This is a genomic window from Rhizobium sp. 42MFCr.1 (genome assembly GCF_000377185.1).
Lineage (GTDB): Bacteria > Pseudomonadota > Alphaproteobacteria > Rhizobiales > Rhizobiaceae > Rhizobium > Rhizobium altiplani.
Genome location: NZ_KB897870.1, coordinates 13,878 through 32,342, shown reverse-complemented (window position 1 = coordinate 32,342; position 18,465 = coordinate 13,878). Strand labels below are relative to the sequence as shown.

The following is an 18,465-nucleotide window of genomic DNA, read 5'->3' as shown; positions in this document are numbered from 1 at the left end:
GCCACGGCAAAGGAGAAACAGACGGAGAAGCCGACATAGCCGAGATAGAGCAGCGGCGGGTGGATCGCCAGACCGACGTCCTGCAGCACCGGGTTGAGGTCCTTCCCCTCGGCCGGAGCCGGATCCAGCCGCATGAAGGGATTGGAGGTCAGCAGGATGAACAGGATGAAGGCGACCGATATCCAGGCCTGCACGGCGAGCACGTTTGCCCGCAGCGTATCGGGCAAATTCCGTCCGAAGAGCGCGACCAGGGCGCTGAACAGCACCAGGATCAGCAGCCAGAGCATCATCGAGCCCTCGTGATTGCCCCAGACGCCTGACAATTTGAACAGCAGCGGCACAAGCGAATGGGAGTTCTCCCAGACGTTGGCGACAGAGAAGTCGGAGACGACATGGGCGTAGGTCAGAACTCCGAAGGAGAACGCCACCAGCGCGAACATCGCCAGGGACCCGACGGAGGCCAGATCCATCATCGCACGGTCGAGGCGCCTTGCACCGATCACCGGAACAACCGAAACCACGAGCGCCGTCGCCAGCGCCAGGATCAGGGCATAGTGGCCGATCTCGATGATCATTGCGGTTCTCCCGCGTGTTGCCACAGCCCTTGCTCTTTCAGCTTGTCGGCGACTTCCTTCGGCATGTATTTCTCGTCGTGCTTGGCCAGCACCGTATCGGCGGTGAAGACGTCGCTGCCCGTTTCGAAACGCCCCTCGGTCACCACGCCCTGGCCCTCGCGAAAGAGGTCGGGAAGAATGCCGGTATATCGTACCCTGACCAGATCGCCGGTCGCATCGGTCACCGCAAACTGCACTGTCGATCCCCCCCCGCGCACGATGCTGCCCTCGCCCACCAGGCCACCGAGACGTATGCGCGTTCCAGGCGGCACCGGGTTCTTGGCGATATCCGCAGGCATATAGAAATAGGCCACCGACTGGCTGAAGGCGAACATGACGAGCAGCACCGCCGCAATGATGAAGCTCATGCCGCCACCGATCACCGCCAGGCGCTTCTGCTTGCGCGTCATTCCGTCATTCCTTCTGTCGCAATGTCGAGCTCTCGCGCCAGCGCCAACAGTTGCTTGCCTTGCTCGCCGGTTGCAGGGAATACCGCGAGTCCACGCTGCAACGCGTCGACCGCGTGCGCCTTTTCGTTCAATACGGCATAAGAACGCACAAGCCGCAGCCAGCCTTCCAGATTGTTCGGGTCCTGGGTAAGCTTGGCATCAAGGCTTTCCACCATGCCGCGGATCATCTGTTGCTGGTCACCGGCACTCATGCTCTCGGCTGCGGCAACCTCAGCCTGGGTGGGATTACCGGGCGCGCTCGCGGCGCCGCTCGGCGACACGCCGCCATCCATCGCAATGCCAAGTTCTTGCGCCAGCGCAAGGAGTTGCTTGCCTTGTCCGCTGCTGGCCGGAAACGTTGCCAGTCCGCGCTTCAGAGCCGCAACTGCGCGATCCGTGTCTTTCAATACGACATAAGAGCGGACAAGCCGTAGCCAGCCTTCCAGATTGTTCGGGTCCTGGGTCAGCTTGGCATCAAGGCTCTCCACCATGCCGCGGATCATCTGTTGCTGGTCGCCCGGACTCATGCTCTCCGCAGCGGCAACCTCAGCCTGCGTCGGATTACCCGGCACGCGCGCGGCACCGCTCGGCGGCGCGCCGCCATTCTTCGCAATGTGTTCGGCGACCAGCGGCAACCAGGGCGCGTCGGCCGGCGATTGCTTCGCGAGCGCCTCGAAGGCGACCTTGGCCTCTGCTGCCTGACCAGCCTGCTCCATGCTAAGCGCAATGTAGAACCAGGCCTTCGGATTGTCGGGATCTAGCTGAAGCGACTGCTCCAACACCTTGCGCGCATCTTCGGTGACCACACCGTCCGAGATCGCCATCAGCGTCTCGGCAAGGCCGTCCAGCCGCGCCGGGCTCGGCCCGAGCAGACGGATCGCGCGGCGATAGGCATTCTCGGCATCGGCGACACGCATAGTGTTGAAGTATATCGGTGCCAGGACGTCCCAGCCCTTGCCGTCATCGGGATTTTGCGCCAGGTGCCGCTCGGCCTTGGCGACCAGGATCGCCATATCGTTGCCGGGATTCTCAAGTCTGGCTTGCAGCGGCTGCGACGGCAAATCGGGTCGCCCAACAAAAATGTAAAGACAGAGCCCCACCATCGGCAGGAGCAACAGCACGAACGCCTCGGAAAGACGGTGATGTTTCGAGGCATTGCGATCGATGACCGGCGCGGCCGAGACAGTGATCAGGCGCCGGCCAATTTCGGCTCGCGCGTAATCGGCCTCATCCTCTGAAATCAGCCCACCAGAGAGATCGCGATCGAGTTCCCGCAACTGATCGCGATAGACGGCAGCCTCCCCGGCATGCGCGTCATCGACCGCTCTCGTGTCACGCAGAAGCGGGTAAAGCAGAACGGCAGCGACGGCGGCCGTCAGAGCGGCCACAAGAATCCAGAAAAGCATAGATGCCAAATACTCGAAGCGAACATCTATTCCAACAAGCAAAGCCGCAATGACGATTATTTGAGGCGTTTGGCCGCAACATGGCCCGAGCAGTTAATTCTGCCGTCGCTCAGCCGAGGGGCGACCAACTGCCATTATCGTTTCGGCAGGCGGAACCGCGCGCCACCGTTTCCTTGCCGCCGATCGTCACGCTATGGGTATACTGACGGCAGTTCTGCGAGCCGACCTGGTAGGGTGCAGACGCGACGACCCTGCCGCTGACATTGCGCCCGCTCCAGACAACAGGCTGTCCGACTGCAGCACTTTCCAGCGCGCGATACTCGGCTTCCAGGGCGCGCTGGAGGTCGCTGTCGCTGATATCCACGCCGCTGCGACCGATGATGCCGCCCTGCAACGCCGCGATATAGGTAGCCGAAGCAGGAGGTTTCCTCGAGAAAAGACCGCCGGAGCCACCGCTTTTTGTCGATTGGCACGCTGAAAGCGTGATGGCGACAAGAAGCGAGGAAACGATCATGCCTTGCGAACGTAGCATCATTCAGCCGAACCAGAATTAGGTGTCAATTACGCAGCCACACGCGCACCAAGCCGTGTCGGCAATAAGGCAAAGCATGCTATGCAATCGCCTATGTCTATGTGACATCAAGCAAATGCTCACGCAACATCCTTTGTGATGCCAGGCAAAATAAGCCGGGCCTTCAATCCCTGCCATTCGCCGCGGGACAATTCGAGCCGCCCCTGATACTCGTTGGAAATCTCCGTCACGATCGAAAGTCCAAGGCCGGTACCCGGTTTGCTTTCGTCCAGCCGCTTGCCGCGCTTCAGCGCCTCGCGAACCTGATCCTGCTCAAGTCCTGGCCCATCGTCCTCGACAACGAGCTCGACCCAGTGGCGACGCCCGCTGCCTTCCGTGCCCTTGACCTCCTCCGGTGCTTCCGCGACGGAAACGCGAACCTTGGTCGCCGCGAAACGGGCGGCGTTCTCCAAAAGGTTACCGACGATCTCTTCTAGGTCCTGCTGTTCCATGGCGACCGCAACATGTGGCTGCGCCGCCGTGAGTTCAAACTGCTTGTCGGGGTTCAAGCGCCGCATCACGCGCACCAGGCGCTCAAGAGCGGGTTCGGCGTCGGTGCGGGCAAGCACGGATTCGCGTTGCGCCGCAATGCGGGCACGGTTCAGATACGACTGCACCTGGCCTTGCATCGCCTCCGCCTGGCCGCGCACGAGATCGCCGTGCGTGCGTTCCAGCACGCGCGCCTCGTTGAGCAGCACGGCAATCGGCGTCTTCAGGGAGTGGGCAAGGTTGCCGACCTGCATGCGCGCCCTCTCGACAATGCGGCGATTGCTGTCGATCAGCGCGTTGACCTCGTTGGCGAGCGGCAGGATTTCGCGCGGAAAATCGCCCTTCAACTGCTCGCTCTCGCCGGCGCGAATTCGCTCGAGCGCGGCGCGCGCCTTGTCGAGCGGCTTGAGGCCGTAGAGAATCGCCAGTGCGTTGACGATCAGGCTGCCGACACCGAAGCCGGCTAGCGCCAGGTAAAGGCTATGGGAGAAATTGCGAACGTCGTTCTCGACAACATCAACGTTGCCGGTCACGCGGAAGCGGGCGGCGCGACCGTCAGTATCCAGCACGACCTCGGTCTCGGCAACCTGGATCCGATTCCCCGCAGCATCCGTCACCTGATAGTAGCGCTCATAATTCTTGTCGAAGGGCGCTTCGAGAACAGAGGGTACAGGGATCGACGCGGAACCCAGCGAGGGCGACACGAGCGGCGGCGCCGTGTAGGTGCCGAGTGGTTCGACGACCCAATACCAGCCCGTCTTCGGCTGCGCAAAACGCAGGTCGCCAAGTTGCGGGCTGCCGCTGAGCGCCCCTTGGTCGCCGATCGTAACGGAATTGACGACGTTATAGAGCTGGGCGCGCAAAAGGTCCTGGAAGCCGCGCTCCGCGCTCTTTCGGTAGAGCGTCGAGATCAGCAACCCGATGACGACAAGCGCGACAGTCGACCAGATCGTGGTCAGCAGCAGGACGCGTGCAGTAAGCGATTTAATTCGCATTGTTCGGCGCTTGGATGCGGTAGCCGAGCCCGCGCACCGTTTCGATCAGATCGACGCCCATCTTCTTGCGAAGGCGCCCGACGAAAACCTCGATCGTATTGGAATCGCGGTCGAAATCCTGATCGTACATATGTTCGACCAGCTCGGTACGCGAAACCACTTCCCCCATGTGATGCATGAGATAGGACAGCAGCCGGTACTCATGCGAGGTCAGCTTCAGCGCCACACCATTGACTGTCGCCTTTGAGCTCTTGGTATCGAGCCGCACGGGGCCGCAGATGATCTCGGACGAGGAATGCCCCGCCGCGCGGCGGATCAGGGCGCGGATGCGTGCCAGCACTTCCTCGACATGGAACGGCTTGGTGACGTAGTCATCCGCGCCGGCGTCGATGCCCGCGACCTTGTCGCTCCAGCGGTCGCGCGCCGTCAGGATCAGCACGGGCATGCCGCGACCCGCGCCACGCCACTTTTCGAGCACCGTGACGCCATCCAGTTCCGGCAGTCCGATATCGAGAATGATCGCGTCATAAGGCTCGGTATCGCCGAGGAAGTGGCCCTCCTCGCCGTCAAAGGCCTGATCGACGACGTAACCGGCTTCCTTCAACGTGTCGCTGAGCTGCCGGTTCAGGTTGACATCGTCTTCGACTACCAGAATGCGCATCGGTCCGCTTTGCTCCGCTTAATCTCTTGGCGTCTAGATAGGGCGATTCTGCCTACATCGGAACCTTGACGGTCACTTTACGCGGGCGCTGTCCGTTGCCTTGGACGAGGACGGTGATGATGCAGCTGTCGCCAGCAGGCTGAACGGAAAGGAGCTGACCTCCCGTTTTTTCCACAACCTCACGCGCGGCCTCGCTGCAATCGCCTGCAACACGCACCGTCAGGGTACGCGGATTATCCGGTGAGGGCGACGTTATCGCCAGCCCGGCGGCTAGCGCTGCGACGCTCAAGGGAGAGGCCATGTGCAATGCTTTCAATGGATACTAACTTGGCCCAGACTATGTACTCAAGAGACCTGAATGGCAAATGAATGCCTTGTAATCCTTGATATTTAGAACAATTCCGAATTCACGCCAGGCGTGTTCAAAAGTCCGGTCGGCGAACGAAGCTTTCCGCTCGCCGCGCCGGATTCAAGAAACGGACTTGATGGTCGCCTTGGCGGTGACACGCCCGTAAGCAGCGAGCAGGCCGCCGAGTGCGCCAGCTATGTTGACGACTGTGTCGACCAACTGGCTCTTGTCCGTCGCACCAAGGTCGATACTGACAAAATGCAACACAGATGCGACGATTGAAATCAGCGCGCCCCAAATGGTCTTCGAACTGTACCAATTCTTCAGATCTATCATTTTCTCTCCTTCAAGATGAAATTCACACAACACATGTCGCGTGCGCCGGAATGCCGAGCGACACACGTTCCCCAAGTTGCCGGACACGCAGGCTGAGGCTGTTTTGCGGATGGCCGAAATCGGCGAGTTCGTCAGCGGTGGGATAAACCCACTCCGCCCTGTCGGATTCGCTTACTCTCAGAACCGCGTCACCGTCCATAATCTCGACGCGGTAGCGTTCAAACGGCTCATCCAGCGGAATTTCGGCGGCGAGCCAGTTGTCGGCGCTGTCGCGCCCGCGCCGGATCCAGGGACCTTCACGCCATCGTCGTTGCGCGCGCATCTGATGTGGACGGGGGCAAGCGGCGTCAGTGCCCGCAGGCCTCCCTCGAAGGCAAAGGGGCCGGCCTTCCCAGCCGACGAGGCCGTTTCGGCGATCCAATTCAACCGCAGGTCCATTTCGTCGCTGCCGAGGCCGAGCGGCTTGACCGCTTCGTCGAGCAGCACGACGGCCGAGCCGACTGCTGCCCCGGAAAGCATAGCATCCTCGGTGCCGGCAAGCGCCCGTAACAAGCCATGCAGCGCCCAACGCCCACTCTCTACCTCCTCGGCCTCCCGGAACGCCAGGACTTCCCAGGCACCGTTGACCGACAAGAGCGCCATAAGGTTGGCGCCATTCAGAACTGAGGTCGCCGGTGCCGAAGCCCGGCCGCCATATGGCAGATCAAGTTCGAGCGGCAGTGACCAGTCAAAGCGGCCGACAACCCCTGCCGCGAGCGCGCATGTCAATGAGCCAATGCGAGCCGGCCGATCGAGTAGCACCCTGCCCTTGTAACCCTCGCTCGTAGCAGACGACGATAGCCCGATTGTTGTCCACGGTTTTGCAAAGGCTGCGCCTCGGGCGAAGCTCGAAGGATCGCTGCCATCGAATCGCGGCAGATCCATCAGCTGAACGACGAGAGAAAACAGGTTCGAGCCGCCCTCGCCGCTCGGCTTTGCACCAGTAACCGTCCCTGCACTCCTATCGACCGAGGCCGCAAATTCGCGCGCCTCGACCCGGCGGGCGTCCCTATCTTCGACGCGGGTGATCAGGAAGCGACCGTGGGGTCCGTCTGGGAGTGTAACGATATCGCCAGTCTGGATACGCATCTCATTCGGCGGCAGTGAGAACCGGATGGAGCGCCGGGCAATGCGATTGTCGCGCAACAACGCCTCGTTAGCGGCAAGCGCCGTCTCCTCAGGTACGACGGCTGTGAGATGCTGCTGAATGATCCGGTTCGTCGATTGCGCCACGCGATGGGAACGGGCGCTCGCCTGCTCACAATCGAGGTCGGGGTTGTAGAAGCTCAGCAAGGCTTCGGCGGCAAAATCGCTGTCATGACCACGCGTCTCCTGCCACAGCGGCTCGTCTTCGCGGTCCACAAGAATTTCGACTGGCAGCGCCGGCAGGCTTGTCCGCATGCGGGACCGGAAACGCAAAAGCCCCGCATCTTCGATCGCATCGATCCGAAACGCTTCCTGGAGTGGCTAGATCAGGCTGCGCGCGGAGTCCCCCTGCACATACCCCGACAGATCGCCGCTGACCTCCGATACGTCGAAATCGTCCAAGCCGTGTTCCCGCAGCACCGCGGCCACGACCTCCGCCGGAGTGCCACCACCGAGCCTGCCGTTCAGCCAATGCCCAATCCTCCAGTTGGCGCCGTCACTCCATGCAGATGTATTCAGCGCGGAAAGGCCGGAAAAGGCCGCGCGTCCCACGACCAGACGAAAAGGTGCGCCGGATCGACCATTCCGGCCGGAGGACCACCGCTGGTCCACGACGCGTGATGCGCCTCCAGGAAACGCCGCTGCATGGTGTCGGCTCGGCTTCGGTTGGAAAAATAGGGAGCTGCACTTTCCGACGCCGCCGCGAAGACCGGCGCCGATGATACGGATCATGTCGGCTGCCTTCAGCTGTCCGCGCGAGAAGCGCTCGGCCAGACCGACGAGATTGTCCGCGGAGAACGCTGTTTCCAGTTCCGCCAACGCGTCAAGCATGAGGCAGAGGATCCGCTGTTCACCATCGATGACAGCCTCGATCTCGCCGCGGCGCCGGTTCGCCCTTGCCCCCGCCGCCCGCATCAGAGCGCCTCGAAGCTGATGACGCCGGCCGATTCCAGCGCCAGCTCGAACATCACCTCGCCATTATACTGGCCGGAATATTCGAGCGCGCTCGCCTGGAACGGCCCCGCCACCGTTTTGTAAGCCGTACCGTTGAATATCTTCAGGAGCAGGTCCTTGCCCTTCTGCGCCACCGTTGTCCGATCCCTTCGAGGAAACAGGCGCAGCCGGCGCCCTTGGTGTCATCCACTTGTCACTTTCAACCAGCCGGCGAAGCTGCTACGACCTTGCCCGCCCCCACCCCGTTCGCGTCAAAGCCCTCCATGTCTCGATCCATCCCCCTGCGCTCGGTGCAGACGATTGCCGTGCTTGCCGTCACCCAGCTGATTGGCTGGGGCAGTACCTTCGACATGCTCGGTGTCATGGGGCGCGTCATCGCGCCGGATCTCGGCTTGCCGAATGAGGTGGTTTTCGGCGGGTTGAGCATCATGATGGTCGTCAGCGCCCTTGTCGGCCCTGCGACGGGCCGCCTGCTCGCCCGGCATGGAGCCGCCCGCGTGCTCGCCGCCGCGTCGATTACCTTCACGATCGGCCTGCTGCTGTTGTCAGCCGCGCACGGCCTCGTCCTCTATGGACTTGCCTGGATTGCGATCGGCGCCGGCGGCGCCTTCGGTCTTTCCGCTCCGGCCTATACCGCCGTCGTCGAGCGAGCCGGACCTGACAGCAAACGGGTGATTGCCATCCTCATGCTGTTCACCGGCCTTTCGAGCGCGATCTTCTGGCCGATCCTCAGTCAGCTGAACGCGAGCGTCGGCTGGCGCATGACGTTTCTCATCTGCGCGGCGCTGCAGTTTTTCGTCTGCCTGCCGCTGCATATTTTCGCCCTGCCGAAGCCGATCGCCTTTACTGCGGACAGCAGCGCCGCACAGGAAACGCTGGTGCCGCTTTCGCCTGCGGGACAGCGCAAGGCCTTCCTGCTGATTGCCGCCGCAACGACGATATCGACTTTCGTGACTTTCGGGGTGTCGCCATCGCTGCTCGAAATACTGCGTCAGTCAGGCGCCTCGCCTGCGCTGGCGCTGCAGCTCGGTTCGGCACGCGGCGTGATCGGCATTTCCGCCCGCATCCTGGATATGCTCCTCGGGCGTCGCGGCAATCCGATCCTCAGCGCCGCAATGGGCGTGAGCCTGATGGTCTCAAGCTTCGTGATGATGCTGCTGATCCCGCCCTCGACGCCACTGCTCGTCACCTTCATCCTGCTCTATGGCTTCGGCTCCGGTGTCATGACCGTTGCCCGCACCCTGCTGCCGCTCGCCCTGTTCTCGCCGCGCGAATTCGGGCTGCAATCAGCCCGCCTGTCGCTGCCGCAGAACCTCGCCAATGCCATCGCACCCGTCGTCTTCACGGCGATCCTCGATCGCGCCGGTGCCGGAACCGCAATCGCGACATGCGCCGCGCTCGCCGTCATCTCGCTCGGCTTCGTGCTGACGCTGGCTGCGCAGGTCAAGGCAGCGACCAGGGTATACGAACCGGCCTGAGAGATGCAGGCAGTTGCTGCGATGGGCGGGACATTTCAGGTCACCTTCCCATCTTCTTCATAAGCAGCCCACCGCTTGATCTTGGAGGAGAAACAACATGGACCGGTTCACTGGCGGTTGCCGCTGCGGCAATGTCCGCCTCGTGGCTATTGGACGCCCCTATCGGGTCGGCATTTGTCATTGTCTCGACTGCCGCAAGCATCATGGCGCACTCTTTCACGCATCCGCGATCTTTCCTCAGGATGCGGTGACGGTCGAAGGCGAGACAGGTGAGTACGACGGGCGGTTCTTCTGCCCCCGCTGCGGCTCCCCGGTTTTCGGGCGCTCCGGGGATGAGGTCGAAGTGAACCTCGGATCGCTCGATGCTCCCGACCAGTTACAGCCAACTTACGAACTCTGGACCATCCGCCGCGAGTCGTGGCTGCCGCCGTTTCCGCTGGCGAGACGATACGAAGGCGACCGCGACGCCACGAGCCGCTTCGAGGCCTAGGTTGCGTCGCTATGCAGCGGCGGCTCCGTCACAGCCCGATAGCGCAACTCGGCGACATAGAGCTTCGTCTTCGGTTCGCGGCGGCTCTGCGTCCTGAGATGCAGCAGGCTGACGAGGTGATACGCTCCAAGATCGAGCGCCACATCCTGCAGCAGGGCGTGGAGACGCGAGGCCACCAGCTGCGCCTGCCTTCGCCCACCCACGTCGAAGCAGATTTCGAGCGACACCAAATGCTCCTCGCCTCTCTCGGTCGAAGTCGAATAGTCGTTGCTGACGAGTTCGCCGATCAGCACGCAAGGAAGCTTTCGCCCGGTCACCAGCCGATCGCGGATACCGTCGTCGACGATCATGACGAGAAGCTCTGCGTCGCCGGTCAGGCGTGCATGGATAGCCGTCAGCAGTTCATTGGCTGCGCTCATGGCTCTCGCCTCCGTTTGCCGGCGAATTACCTGCGGTATCTCTAGCTAGCCGCGCCAGGATCGCCGCCAGATCGCGGAGCGTGATCGAAAGGGCAGTGCTCATCGTAACTCTTCCTCGCAGAGGCAGCAGAGGTAGCGGCCGGTCTCATCCGGATCGCGCCAGGTGCCGATGGCAAACAGCCGATCGCCCTTGCGCAGCCGCATCCCGGCCCTGATGTCGCTGCGGAACCGCAGCCAGATACGGTGGGTCAGCGTGAAAACATCCGCGCCCGCCCGCTCCTCGCGCACTTCGCTCACCGGCTCGATCCGCGCCCACATGGAAGCAATTGCGGCAAAGGTGACGGTCGCGCCACCCTGCCCGTCCGGCGCTTCTTCCGGCGCCTCCAGGTCGAGCGCGCGGTCATCTGGCCGGGATCGAAGAAGACGGATCGCATCAGAGCCTCCGCATCAGGAACGGCGCCACCAATCGGTCGTAACCAGCGGGTACGTCTGCTGGCTGGTCCTCGACGGCGACGGCGCCCCTGAAGGCGAACATCTGGGCGACAAGCATCAGCATCGCCCGCTTCAGTGTGTCGGGCACCTCGGCACCGCTCTCGCCGAAGCCGGCGGAAAAATCGATCTCGATGCCGCTTGCGGCAATGGCAGGGTTCAAGTTTCGAGCCAGCACAGACGCGCCGGCCGGGCAGTACCGTCAAGCACATGGCCGGCCGCGGGCAAGACCACTTCCTCGCCCACCTCATCGTAAATGCTCAGGCTTTCAACCGCTTGCACCGGTCCCTTGGCAATCTGAATCACGCGATCTTCAGGTAACGATTCAAGATGGAGGCGCCAGACCTGGGTGATCAGGCAGAGGCCCGTCGTGCGCTCCGGATGCTCGCGGGCGACGCTGATCAGCGAGGCCAGCAGCGCATCTTCGCTGCCGTCATCAAGCCGCAGATGGGCCTTCACTTCCGCAAGCGTCAGCGCTTCCGCCGAAGGTGGGGTAATCAGTGCAAAAGTCATGGACGATCTTGGATTGGTTTGATGCAGGCATATTCGGCAGGCGGATACGGATAGTGGCCGCACCCGCCTTGCCCCGATCAACTCACGGCGAACTTGATGAGCTTGATCGCCTCGAAATTCTGCACTCCGCCGCCGACTCGCTTGGTTGTGTAGAAGAGCACGTAAGGCCTGGCGGAATAGGGATCGCGCAGCACGCACGCCGGTGCGGTCGACGACGAGATAGCCGGCGCGGAAGTCCCCGAAGGCGATCGACAGCGCGTTGGCCGCGATATCGGGCATGTCCTCGGCCTCGACAACAGGGAAGCCGACGAGCGAAGCCGCCTTTGGTGCACCTCGCGCGCCCGGGCCACACCCTCGGCAAGCATGCCCTCGACAAAGAGACCGCGGCTATCCTCGCGGATGGTCTTCCAGGCGCCGATCGGCTCTGCCGGGTCATGCTGGAAGAGCATGCGCACGCCGCACGCCCCGCGTTCAGCCAGCGACTTGCGGAAGGCGCCGCGCTCGATGGCATCCTTGCCGAGATCGACTTCGCCAAAGACGCTGGCATAGCCGGAGAAGCTGCCGTCGCGCTTCAGCCCCCTCAGCTCCAGATTGGCGAACTTGCGCGTATCCGCGCCCATGGGTGATCGCACCAGCGCGCGGCTTGCGGTCATGATATTCTCCTCGTTGTAAACTGTTATTCCGGCTAGCGCCCGCGCGCCGTATCGTCCGGCGAGGCGCGACAGGATGCCAAGACCCCACCAGGCACAGATGCCTGCCGCCGCCGACCCGACAGCACGACCTCAGAGGCCGAGAGGCGATCCGCCAGCGCCAGCCTTTCGGCAATCCAGATACCCGTCGGGCCGCCGAAGATCGTCCCGCAGGCAAGGCCGGTGAAGAAACGGCTCGCAGCCTCCCGTCGGCTTTTCGGCAGGAGATAGACGAGCGACACCGCTGCCCCCGCCGACGCGCCGAGCGCCCTGGTCGCCCAGAGCCCGGCATCGTTGGAAAGGTCTGTCATCGCAGGGATCCTTGGTTGGCGAAGAACGGCAGCCGACCGGCGGTCACGACTTCGCGCCGCCGTATTCGGGGTGCCGTCCTCGCACTTCAGCGAATCTTTTGAATCGCTTGGGTGCGTTTGCTCGAACATTGAGTCCAGGCGCTCAGAGTTTGATTCATGCGCCGGCGCAGGCTTTCAATACCCCACCGCCTGGCGCTTCTCCTCGTCCGTGAAGAAGGCCGCGCTTCCCAACCTTGTCCATAGTTGATCGCGTTCCGCCGCAAGCCCGGCCACCTTGTCGAGATCGGACTCAAGCCGCAGGCGGTCTTCGTAATGTCCGGAGAGCCAGGCGGAAAGCGAGGCCGCGGTGCGGGTCAGCATCGGCAGCACGGTCAGCCGATAGAAGGCGCGGTTCGCCTCCTGGTAATAGGCATAGGTGTTGTCGCCGGGAATGCCGAGCAGCATCGGCGGCACGCCGAAGGCAAGCGCGATGTCGCGGGCAGCGCGCCTCGACGAAATCCATGTCCTTCGGCGACAGCCCCATCGACTTCCAGTCGAGCCCGCCCTCGAGGAGTAGCGGGCGCCCGGCGCGCATCGGGCCGGAATAGCCTTCGTCGAGTTCCTGTTTCAGCCGCTCGTACTGGTCGGGCGAGAGATTGCCGCCCTCCTTCGGCTGGTAGACCAGCGCGCCTGACGGGCGGGCCGAATTGTCGAGCAGCGCCTTGTTAAAGGTCGCCGCCGCATTGGAGAGATCGAGCGCCACCTGGGCGGCCGCAAGCGGCGGGAAACCGAGATGATGTCGAGTGGATGGAAGAGCTTCAGATGCATTAGCCCCAGCCCCTCCGTCTCCGCCGGAAAGCGGCGCACGGAACCGCCGGCGCGATAGTCGTAAGCCTCGGGCTACCCATCCCTGCCCTCGACGATACCGATGCGATCAGGCCGCAGCAGGTGCAGCTCACGCACATTTCCGCCGACCATCATCGGCTCGACATAGGCATTGCCCGACAGCAGCAGGTGCCCATAGAGCGCCTCGAAGAAATCGGGGACCCATGCGTCCGTTTGGCTGGCCGAGCAGCGAGAGGATGGCATGATCCGGCCGCTCATAATCGCCCTCATAGAGCAGCCACGGCACCGAGGCTGCGGCTTCCGCCACTAGCCTGACACTGCGGTGTGCGACCGGGTTCTTCATGAAGCCCTCGCGCGACAGTGCCGCATAGGAGCGCCCCGTCCAACTCGCCCGCCCCCCTGCGGCAAGCGACATGAAGCCACCTGCGGCCTTCCTCTCGGGCACGGTCCTGCGACCCGCCGCGGAGCTCCACGGCAGCAATGATCTCAATCTCATGGTTGGTATCCCGGAGTTAGGCGGACTCTCAAGCCTGCGGCGTGGCGACAGCCAATCGCAGGTGGAGCCCGATCAGGCCTTGAAGGCGACTTCTATGGTTTGCCGGTCCTGCGCCACGATCCGGCACTTGGTCTCGAAACCCTCGCCCTTGATGATCAGGACGAATTCCGCAGGTATGCCAGCGGAATTGGAGACGGAGAGCCCGGCGCTGTCGGTACCGAGCGAGCGTATGGTGCAGTCGATCGTCGAGCGGCGGTCGTTGAACATGATGGACCCCGCTTTCAGGACGCGACGGCGCGAACCAGTCGGACCATCAGCGCCGATAGAGTTCCACGACACGCATCGGTTTCGACCGTTGTGCTTGGCGTGGTACATTGCGGCATCGGCCTGAGCCAACAGCGTCTCGATATCCCTGGTGATGATCGAAAGCGCCGAAATGCCGAAACTTGCTGTCACGTTCAAGTCGCCGAAAGCTCCTCGGATCGGCCGGGACGCGATCGCCATCCTTACCTTTTCGGCGACCGCGAACGCCTCTTCGCGATTGATATGCGGAAGGAGAATGGCAAATTCCTCTCCCCCGAGCCGGCCGAACAGATCTCCCGCCCGCAGGTTCGCCTTGCAGGTTTCGGTGACCGCATGGAGCACCTGATCCCCCGCGGCGTGGCCATAAGTGTCGTTGACGCTCTTGAAGCGGTCGATGTCCAGAACAATGCAGGACAGGTCATGCTGGTGTCTCAGGGCAAGCGACAGAAGTTGATCGGCCTCCTGCCGGAAGGCACGGCGGGTAAGCGTGCCCGTCAGGCTATCGGTCGCGGCCGACTGCAGCAGCTCGATCCGGTCCATCGCCACGCCCGCCAGTTCGTGGAGAACAGAAAGATCCCTGGACCCGAACGATCTGGGGCGGCGATCGATCGCACATACCGTTCCGATAACGTGGCCACTCTTGGTTTTCAAAGGCACCCCGGCGTAAAACCGCACGTGGCTTTCTCCCGTTACGGCCGGGTTGTGCGCGAACCGCGGATCGCGGGTCGCATCCTGTACGAAAATTGGTTCCTCATGGTCGACCACGTAACGGCAGAACGTATCTTCGAGCGGAACCTCGTCCGCCGCCAGCCCAGAACATGCCTTGTACCATTGCCGATGCGCGTCGATGAGGGACACAAGGCCGATCTCGACCGCGAAGATCTCCTTGATCAGCCGCACGATGCGCTCGAAACCTTCGTCCTTCGGGGTATCGAGGAGGTCAAGCTGCTCCAGCGCCGCGAGACGCTCGATTTCCCGCTTTTTCGCGTCCAAGCACGACGTCCCGAAAGCCCTCACAACCACCATGCAGCATCGCTCCTAGCCCAGCTGAGATAGCATGCGTCTCATACATTCGTGAAGAAATTCAATACCGCTTTCCCCATCACATTATCGATGGCTTGTCAGAGTGGGACGGGAGATGCAGGCCTCCCTGCTTGCCGTCTGGGGGCGCCATAGCCTAGCCAGATTAACGCGAGACGCCCGGGTCCTTTCACGCTATGAAGGGGACCCTAGATCCCGCCTGTCAGATACCGAGGTTTCCAGATGGCTTTGAAAGTCCTTTTCATTGGCGGCACCGGCCAAATCTCTTACCCATGCGTCGAGCGCGCCGTTGCCGAGGGTCATGATGTCAGCGTTTTCAACCGCGGCCTGAGACAAGACCCTTTGCCTGCAGGCGTGACCTCGATCGTGGGTGAACTTGGATCGACCGCCTACGCGGATCTCGCCAGGGCCAACTTTGACGTCGTATGCCAGTTCATCGCCTTCACGCCCGACCAGATTACGCGCGACATCGAGGTGTTTACGGGGCAATGCGGTCAGTACATTTTCATCTCCTCGGCCTCGGTCTATGAGAAGCCGCCACGTCACTATGTGATTACCGAGAAGACACCGGCGATCAATCCGTACTGGCCCTACAGCCAGGCCAAGATTGCCTGCGAGGAACTGCTCAAGAAATCCGAGAACCTGGCCTGGACGATCGTCCGCCCCAGCCACACGGTACGCACCGGTGTGCCGATGATGTTGGGCGATAGCGACATCATGGCAAGGCGCATGCTGGACGGCGAGCCCACCATCGTGGCAGGCGACGGCCACACGCCCTGGACACTGACCCGCTCGGTCGATTTCGCAGTGCCTTTCGTCAGGCTTTTCGGCAAGAAGGCGGCGCTTCGCGATGTTTTCCACATCACCTCCGACCGCGCGCATATCTGGAACGATATCCAAAGGGCGATCGGCAGATTGCTCGGCGTCGAGGCCAAGATCGTTCACGTGCCGACCGACACCCTGATCAAGTATAATCCGGCCTGGGAAGGTCCCTTGATCGGCGACAAGGCCTGGACTGCGATCTTCGACAATTCGAAGGTCAAGCAGGTCGCAGGTGACTTCACCTGTGCTGAAAGCCTGGATGAGATCCTCGCCGAGCCCATCATGCATCTGAAGCAGCGCCTCGCCAAAAATCGTCCACCGAAGGGTGAACTCGATGCTCTGGTCGACAAGATCTGCGCCGCGCAGAGCGCTCTCGGCTAGGCCTGTCGTCCAACCGCATCCCTAACTGGCGCATTGGAGGGCAGGCTGCAGCATCAGCGCAGCGGCCGCTTCACCGCCGTGTTGCTCTCGTAATCCGCCGCCATCCGCATTTCGCGGATCGGGCGCACGAGGTCGATGGAGCGCTGGTAGTCTGGATGCGCCTTGTAGGCGGCAAGAGCAGCTTCGTCCTCGAATTCGCCGTAGACAACGAGGTCGACATCGGTGCCTAGCTGGTCGGTCTTGATGTTGGTGCCGATCTCCAGCAGGCGGGCGTGCGGGATCGCCGTCAGGATCGACAGGCCGGCGCGCACCTTTTCCAGTTGGTCCGCGGGCGCTGTGAAGAAGACGATGTGGCGGATCACGCGGAACTCCTGTGAGCGTCTAGCCGAAGACCCGCGCGATAGCACGCAGGAGCCAGGCCTTCAACCGCGCAAGCGCACCTGCCGGCCGTTCGCGACGGATGGCCGCAAGGAAGGTCTTGCCGTAGCCGGCGAGCTTTTCCGCCCGATCCGTACCGTTGACGATGCGGCGCGCATTGACCCAGTCCTCCGTCTTCTCGTTCAGGTGGTCGGCGAGCTTATGAGTGGCGAAAGAGCCCTGGACCATACCTTCGATCAGGATCGAAACGGCGGCGTCCATCTCCATCGCCCGGTCGGGCTCAGCCACGAGATCAATGCCGGTCAGCAAGCTCATCGCCTCGTAATTGCGCTTGTGGGTGAGCTGCACCAGGCCGCGGCCGAGCCAGCACTTGCCCTCCTCGTCTGGCCGCCAGTAAGGCGTCTTCACCCATGAGAGCTTGCCTGACGCATAGGCATTTTCCAGGATCTCAATCGCCCTTGCGTCGGTCGTCGCCAGCGTCTCGCGCACCGGCTGCATCGTATAGGCCGTCTCGTGGTAGGCGGTCGCCATGATGTAGGCGAGCCAGCGCGGATCGGCCTCAGCCATTCGCGCTTCCCAGAAATCGAGAATCGCGGTCATGCCCTCCACCTGCGGCTGATTAAGCGCTCCCTTAAAGAGCGCATGGCGCACAGTGTTGAAAAAGAAGGGCCTGTCGATGTGGATAACCATAATACCAGCCTCAAAAAGTGGTACGGCGTTCTACGCCTCAATCGATTAAAATTAATTCAATCGTTTAAAGTGTTTAAGCGCCTGATTTACACGTAGTTTAAGCCGTGCCAGTGATTAACTCACCGTTAAATCCAGCCTCGGAGGAGAGCATGCAGCAGCCGGCCAACAGCAATCAGCCGACCATTCCCCAGCATGTCGTCGACCAGCTCGAAAACGAGTGGCGTCAAGTTCGCCCGGAGCCGCAGTCGCCACGCCCAGCACAACAGCAACCTCAACGCTAGTCCTCAGACACCCCTCACCCGGGGTTCTCCGTATCCCTCCAGCATCGGTGCCGTCAGCGCCCAGACCAGCGCATCCAGCCGGTCGGGCGAACGGCCGGATGAAAGCCCGTCCGGGCCGAAGTCGCACATCTGGTCTTCCAGCGCGACGAAGCGCCCGGCATGGGCAACGCGCCCCTAGAGTGCGGCAACCGGTTCGGCCCTGAGGTACTTACCGCGCGTCGCGCGCGCGGTCGAGACCGGCAGGCTCTCGTCGATGCTTTTCAGCATCGATGGCGGCCAGAAACACAAAAGCCGGGTCGAACGCCCGGCTTCAGATCCGAAAAGCTTTGCCTCGGCACTCCGCCGCGCCCGCAACTTTCCGACTATGCCAAAACCCTATCAAACGACCGTCACGCCATCAAGGATTATTTTCCTATCAAGTGAAAATTTTCCAAAGCCACCGGACTGCTTGAGTTTTTCTGATTGGTCCACATCCATCAGCATGTGCTAATTTTATCGCCATGAACCAGGAAGAGCTCATTTCCTTTGCGCTCAGCCTGCCGGAGGCGGTCGAGAGCGCGCATCATGGCACGCGCGATTTTCGCGTGCGCAGCAAGATATTCCTGACGGTGCCGGAACAAGACTATTGCGTCGTCCGCCTGACGCCCGACCAGCAACACATGACGCTGGCGGTGGCGCCCGACGACACGGCCGCGGTGCCGGGCGGCTGGGGACTGCGCGGCTCGACCCGGCTTTTCTACGGCAAGGCGAGCGACGAACTCGTGCATGGCCTCGTGCGCAAGTCATGGCAGAACGCCGCGCCAAAAACCCTGCAAAGACAATTCGTTGTCATTCCATCCGGCTAGCTCGA

General features: G+C 62.2%; 16 protein-coding genes and 10 pseudogenes. 4 read left to right on the top strand and 22 right to left on the bottom strand.

Annotated features, from left to right (window positions below; all coding sequences use genetic code 11):
- The 11 genes and pseudogenes from ccsA to C934_RS34910 form a co-directional block, all read right to left on the bottom strand.
- A partial coding sequence (ccsA, locus tag C934_RS0129230) for a cytochrome c biogenesis protein CcsA (RefSeq protein ID WP_018860065.1) occupies positions 1 to 575 on the bottom strand: 575 nt, incomplete at its 3' end.
- Positions 572 to 1,024: a cytochrome c maturation protein CcmE gene (ccmE, locus tag C934_RS0129225; RefSeq protein WP_018860064.1), complete on the bottom strand. Its 453-nt coding sequence runs from the start codon at positions 1,022 to 1,024 to the stop codon at positions 572 to 574. The genes ccmE and ccsA, both read right to left, overlap by 4 nt.
- Before the next feature lie 323 nt (positions 1,025 to 1,347).
- Positions 1,348 to 2,469: pseudogene (gene ccmI / locus C934_RS32910) on the bottom strand (c-type cytochrome biogenesis protein CcmI); the annotation flags it as partial.
- Between the two features lie 109 nt (positions 2,470 to 2,578).
- Positions 2,579 to 3,004, bottom strand: coding sequence for a membrane protein (locus C934_RS0129215; protein ID WP_025661003.1), 426 nt, complete (start codon positions 3,002 to 3,004; stop codon positions 2,579 to 2,581).
- Between the two features lie 116 nt (positions 3,005 to 3,120).
- Positions 3,121 to 4,524 carry a sensor histidine kinase gene (locus tag C934_RS0129210; RefSeq protein WP_018860061.1) on the bottom strand — a complete coding sequence of 468 codons (1,404 nt, stop codon included), beginning with the start codon at positions 4,522 to 4,524 and terminating at the stop codon, positions 3,121 to 3,123.
- Positions 4,514 to 5,185 (bottom strand): response regulator transcription factor, encoded by a 672-nt coding sequence (locus C934_RS0129205; protein WP_018860060.1) that lies wholly within the window; start codon positions 5,183 to 5,185, stop codon positions 4,514 to 4,516. The genes C934_RS0129210 and C934_RS0129205 overlap by 11 nt, the downstream gene beginning before the upstream one ends.
- Before the next feature lie 52 nt (positions 5,186 to 5,237).
- Entirely contained in the window at positions 5,238 to 5,486 is a 249-nt protein-coding gene (locus C934_RS0129200) for a hypothetical protein (protein ID WP_018860059.1), read from the bottom strand.
- 168 nt (positions 5,487 to 5,654) lie between these two features.
- Positions 5,655 to 5,870 carry a hypothetical protein gene (locus C934_RS0129195; RefSeq protein ID WP_018860058.1) on the bottom strand — a complete coding sequence of 72 codons (216 nt, stop codon included), beginning with the start codon at positions 5,868 to 5,870 and terminating at the stop codon, positions 5,655 to 5,657.
- Positions 5,871 to 6,047: 177 nt separating this feature from the next.
- Complete coding sequence (locus C934_RS32905; protein WP_245268044.1) at positions 6,048 to 7,328, bottom strand: phage tail protein; 1,281 nt, start codon at positions 7,326 to 7,328, stop codon at positions 6,048 to 6,050.
- Positions 7,329 to 7,754: 426 nt separating this feature from the next.
- Positions 7,755 to 7,970: pseudogene (locus tag C934_RS32900) on the bottom strand (gene transfer agent family protein); the annotation flags it as partial.
- Positions 7,970 to 8,092, bottom strand: a pseudogene (locus C934_RS34910) (phage tail tube protein); the annotation flags it as partial. The pseudogenes C934_RS32900 and C934_RS34910, both read right to left, overlap by 1 nt.
- Before the next feature lie 180 nt (positions 8,093 to 8,272).
- Between C934_RS34910 and C934_RS0129175 the strand changes: the two are divergent.
- Together C934_RS0129175 and C934_RS0129170 are read left to right on the top strand one after the other, a co-directional pair.
- Positions 8,273 to 9,487 (top strand): MFS transporter, encoded by a 1,215-nt coding sequence (locus C934_RS0129175; protein ID WP_018860055.1) that lies wholly within the window; start codon positions 8,273 to 8,275, stop codon positions 9,485 to 9,487.
- A 97-nt stretch (positions 9,488 to 9,584) separates the two neighbouring features.
- On the top strand, positions 9,585 to 9,977 hold the full coding sequence (locus C934_RS0129170; protein ID WP_018860054.1) for a GFA family protein: 393 nt from the start codon (positions 9,585 to 9,587) through the stop codon (positions 9,975 to 9,977).
- Here C934_RS0129170 and C934_RS0129165 read toward each other — a convergent pair.
- From C934_RS0129165 to C934_RS0129130, 8 genes and pseudogenes are all read right to left on the bottom strand, one after another.
- Positions 9,974 to 10,396 carry a DUF3168 domain-containing protein gene (locus C934_RS0129165; RefSeq protein WP_018860053.1) on the bottom strand — a complete coding sequence of 141 codons (423 nt, stop codon included), beginning with the start codon at positions 10,394 to 10,396 and terminating at the stop codon, positions 9,974 to 9,976. The two genes, C934_RS0129170 and C934_RS0129165, sit on opposite strands and share 4 nt — an antisense overlap.
- Positions 10,397 to 10,495: 99 nt before the next feature.
- A pseudogene (locus C934_RS32895) lies at positions 10,496 to 10,830 on the bottom strand (phage head closure protein).
- Positions 10,830 to 11,398: pseudogene (locus C934_RS32890) on the bottom strand (head-tail connector protein). Before C934_RS32890 ends, C934_RS32895 begins: the two co-directional pseudogenes overlap by 1 nt.
- A gap of 77 nt (positions 11,399 to 11,475) precedes the next feature.
- A pseudogene (locus tag C934_RS34320) lies at positions 11,476 to 11,743 on the bottom strand (phage major capsid protein); the annotation flags it as partial.
- Positions 11,725 to 12,051, bottom strand: a pseudogene (locus tag C934_RS32885) (HK97 family phage prohead protease); the annotation flags it as partial. The pseudogenes C934_RS32885 and C934_RS34320, both read right to left, overlap by 19 nt.
- Before the next feature lie 30 nt (positions 12,052 to 12,081).
- A pseudogene (locus C934_RS32880) lies at positions 12,082 to 12,398 on the bottom strand (DUF6107 family protein); the annotation flags it as partial.
- A gap of 174 nt (positions 12,399 to 12,572) precedes the next feature.
- A pseudogene (locus tag C934_RS32875) lies at positions 12,573 to 13,719 on the bottom strand (phage portal protein).
- Positions 13,720 to 13,791: 72 nt separating this feature from the next.
- The gene (locus tag C934_RS0129130; RefSeq protein WP_018860051.1) at positions 13,792 to 15,048 is read right to left on the bottom strand and encodes a sensor domain-containing diguanylate cyclase; all 1,257 of its coding nucleotides are present in this window, start codon (positions 15,046 to 15,048) and stop codon (positions 13,792 to 13,794) included.
- A 237-nt stretch (positions 15,049 to 15,285) separates the two neighbouring features.
- Between C934_RS0129130 and C934_RS0129125 the strand changes: the two genes are divergently transcribed.
- Positions 15,286 to 16,266, top strand: coding sequence for an SDR family oxidoreductase (locus C934_RS0129125; RefSeq protein WP_018860050.1), 981 nt, complete (start codon positions 15,286 to 15,288; stop codon positions 16,264 to 16,266).
- A 53-nt stretch (positions 16,267 to 16,319) separates the two neighbouring features.
- On the opposite strand, the gene C934_RS0129120 is transcribed toward C934_RS0129125, so the two are convergent.
- The 3 genes and pseudogenes from C934_RS0129120 to C934_RS34315 form a co-directional block, all read right to left on the bottom strand.
- Positions 16,320 to 16,628, bottom strand: coding sequence for a Dabb family protein (locus C934_RS0129120; protein WP_018860049.1), 309 nt, complete (start codon positions 16,626 to 16,628; stop codon positions 16,320 to 16,322).
- Between the two features lie 19 nt (positions 16,629 to 16,647).
- On the bottom strand, positions 16,648 to 17,334 hold the full coding sequence (locus tag C934_RS0129115) for a hypothetical protein (protein ID WP_018860048.1): 687 nt from the start codon (positions 17,332 to 17,334) through the stop codon (positions 16,648 to 16,650).
- A gap of 284 nt (positions 17,335 to 17,618) precedes the next feature.
- Positions 17,619 to 17,885, bottom strand: a pseudogene (locus C934_RS34315) (phage terminase large subunit family protein); the annotation flags it as partial.
- 230 nt (positions 17,886 to 18,115) lie between these two features.
- On the opposite strand from C934_RS34315, the gene C934_RS0129095 reads away from it, so the two are divergent.
- The gene (locus C934_RS0129095) at positions 18,116 to 18,460 is read left to right on the top strand and encodes an MmcQ/YjbR family DNA-binding protein (RefSeq protein ID WP_018860044.1); all 345 of its coding nucleotides are present in this window, start codon (positions 18,116 to 18,118) and stop codon (positions 18,458 to 18,460) included.
- Positions 18,461 to 18,465 lie beyond the last annotated feature (5 nt).

Coding starts and splice junctions, on each gene's coding strand:
- ccmE (WP_018860064.1), bottom strand. CDS start 1,024: ATGACGCGCAAGCAGAAGCGCCTGGCGGTGATCGGTGGCGGCATGAGC.
- C934_RS0129215 (WP_025661003.1), bottom strand. CDS start 3,004: ATGATGCTACGTTCGCAAGGCATGATCGTTTCCTCGCTTCTTGTCGCC.
- C934_RS0129210 (WP_018860061.1), bottom strand. CDS start 4,524: ATGCGAATTAAATCGCTTACTGCACGCGTCCTGCTGCTGACCACGATC.
- C934_RS0129205 (WP_018860060.1), bottom strand. CDS start 5,185: ATGCGCATTCTGGTAGTCGAAGACGATGTCAACCTGAACCGGCAGCTC.
- C934_RS0129200 (WP_018860059.1), bottom strand. CDS start 5,486: ATGGCCTCTCCCTTGAGCGTCGCAGCGCTAGCCGCCGGGCTGGCGATA.
- C934_RS0129195 (WP_018860058.1), bottom strand. CDS start 5,870: ATGATAGATCTGAAGAATTGGTACAGTTCGAAGACCATTTGGGGCGCG.
- C934_RS0129175 (WP_018860055.1), top strand. CDS start 8,273: ATGTCTCGATCCATCCCCCTGCGCTCGGTGCAGACGATTGCCGTGCTT.
- C934_RS0129170 (WP_018860054.1), top strand. CDS start 9,585: ATGGACCGGTTCACTGGCGGTTGCCGCTGCGGCAATGTCCGCCTCGTG.
- C934_RS0129165 (WP_018860053.1), bottom strand. CDS start 10,396: ATGAGCGCAGCCAATGAACTGCTGACGGCTATCCATGCACGCCTGACC.
- C934_RS0129130 (WP_018860051.1), bottom strand. CDS start 15,048: ATGGTGGTTGTGAGGGCTTTCGGGACGTCGTGCTTGGACGCGAAAAAG.
- C934_RS0129125 (WP_018860050.1), top strand. CDS start 15,286: ATGGCTTTGAAAGTCCTTTTCATTGGCGGCACCGGCCAAATCTCTTAC.
- C934_RS0129115 (WP_018860048.1), bottom strand. CDS start 17,334: ATGGTTATCCACATCGACAGGCCCTTCTTTTTCAACACTGTGCGCCAT.
- C934_RS0129095 (WP_018860044.1), top strand. CDS start 18,116: ATGAACCAGGAAGAGCTCATTTCCTTTGCGCTCAGCCTGCCGGAGGCG.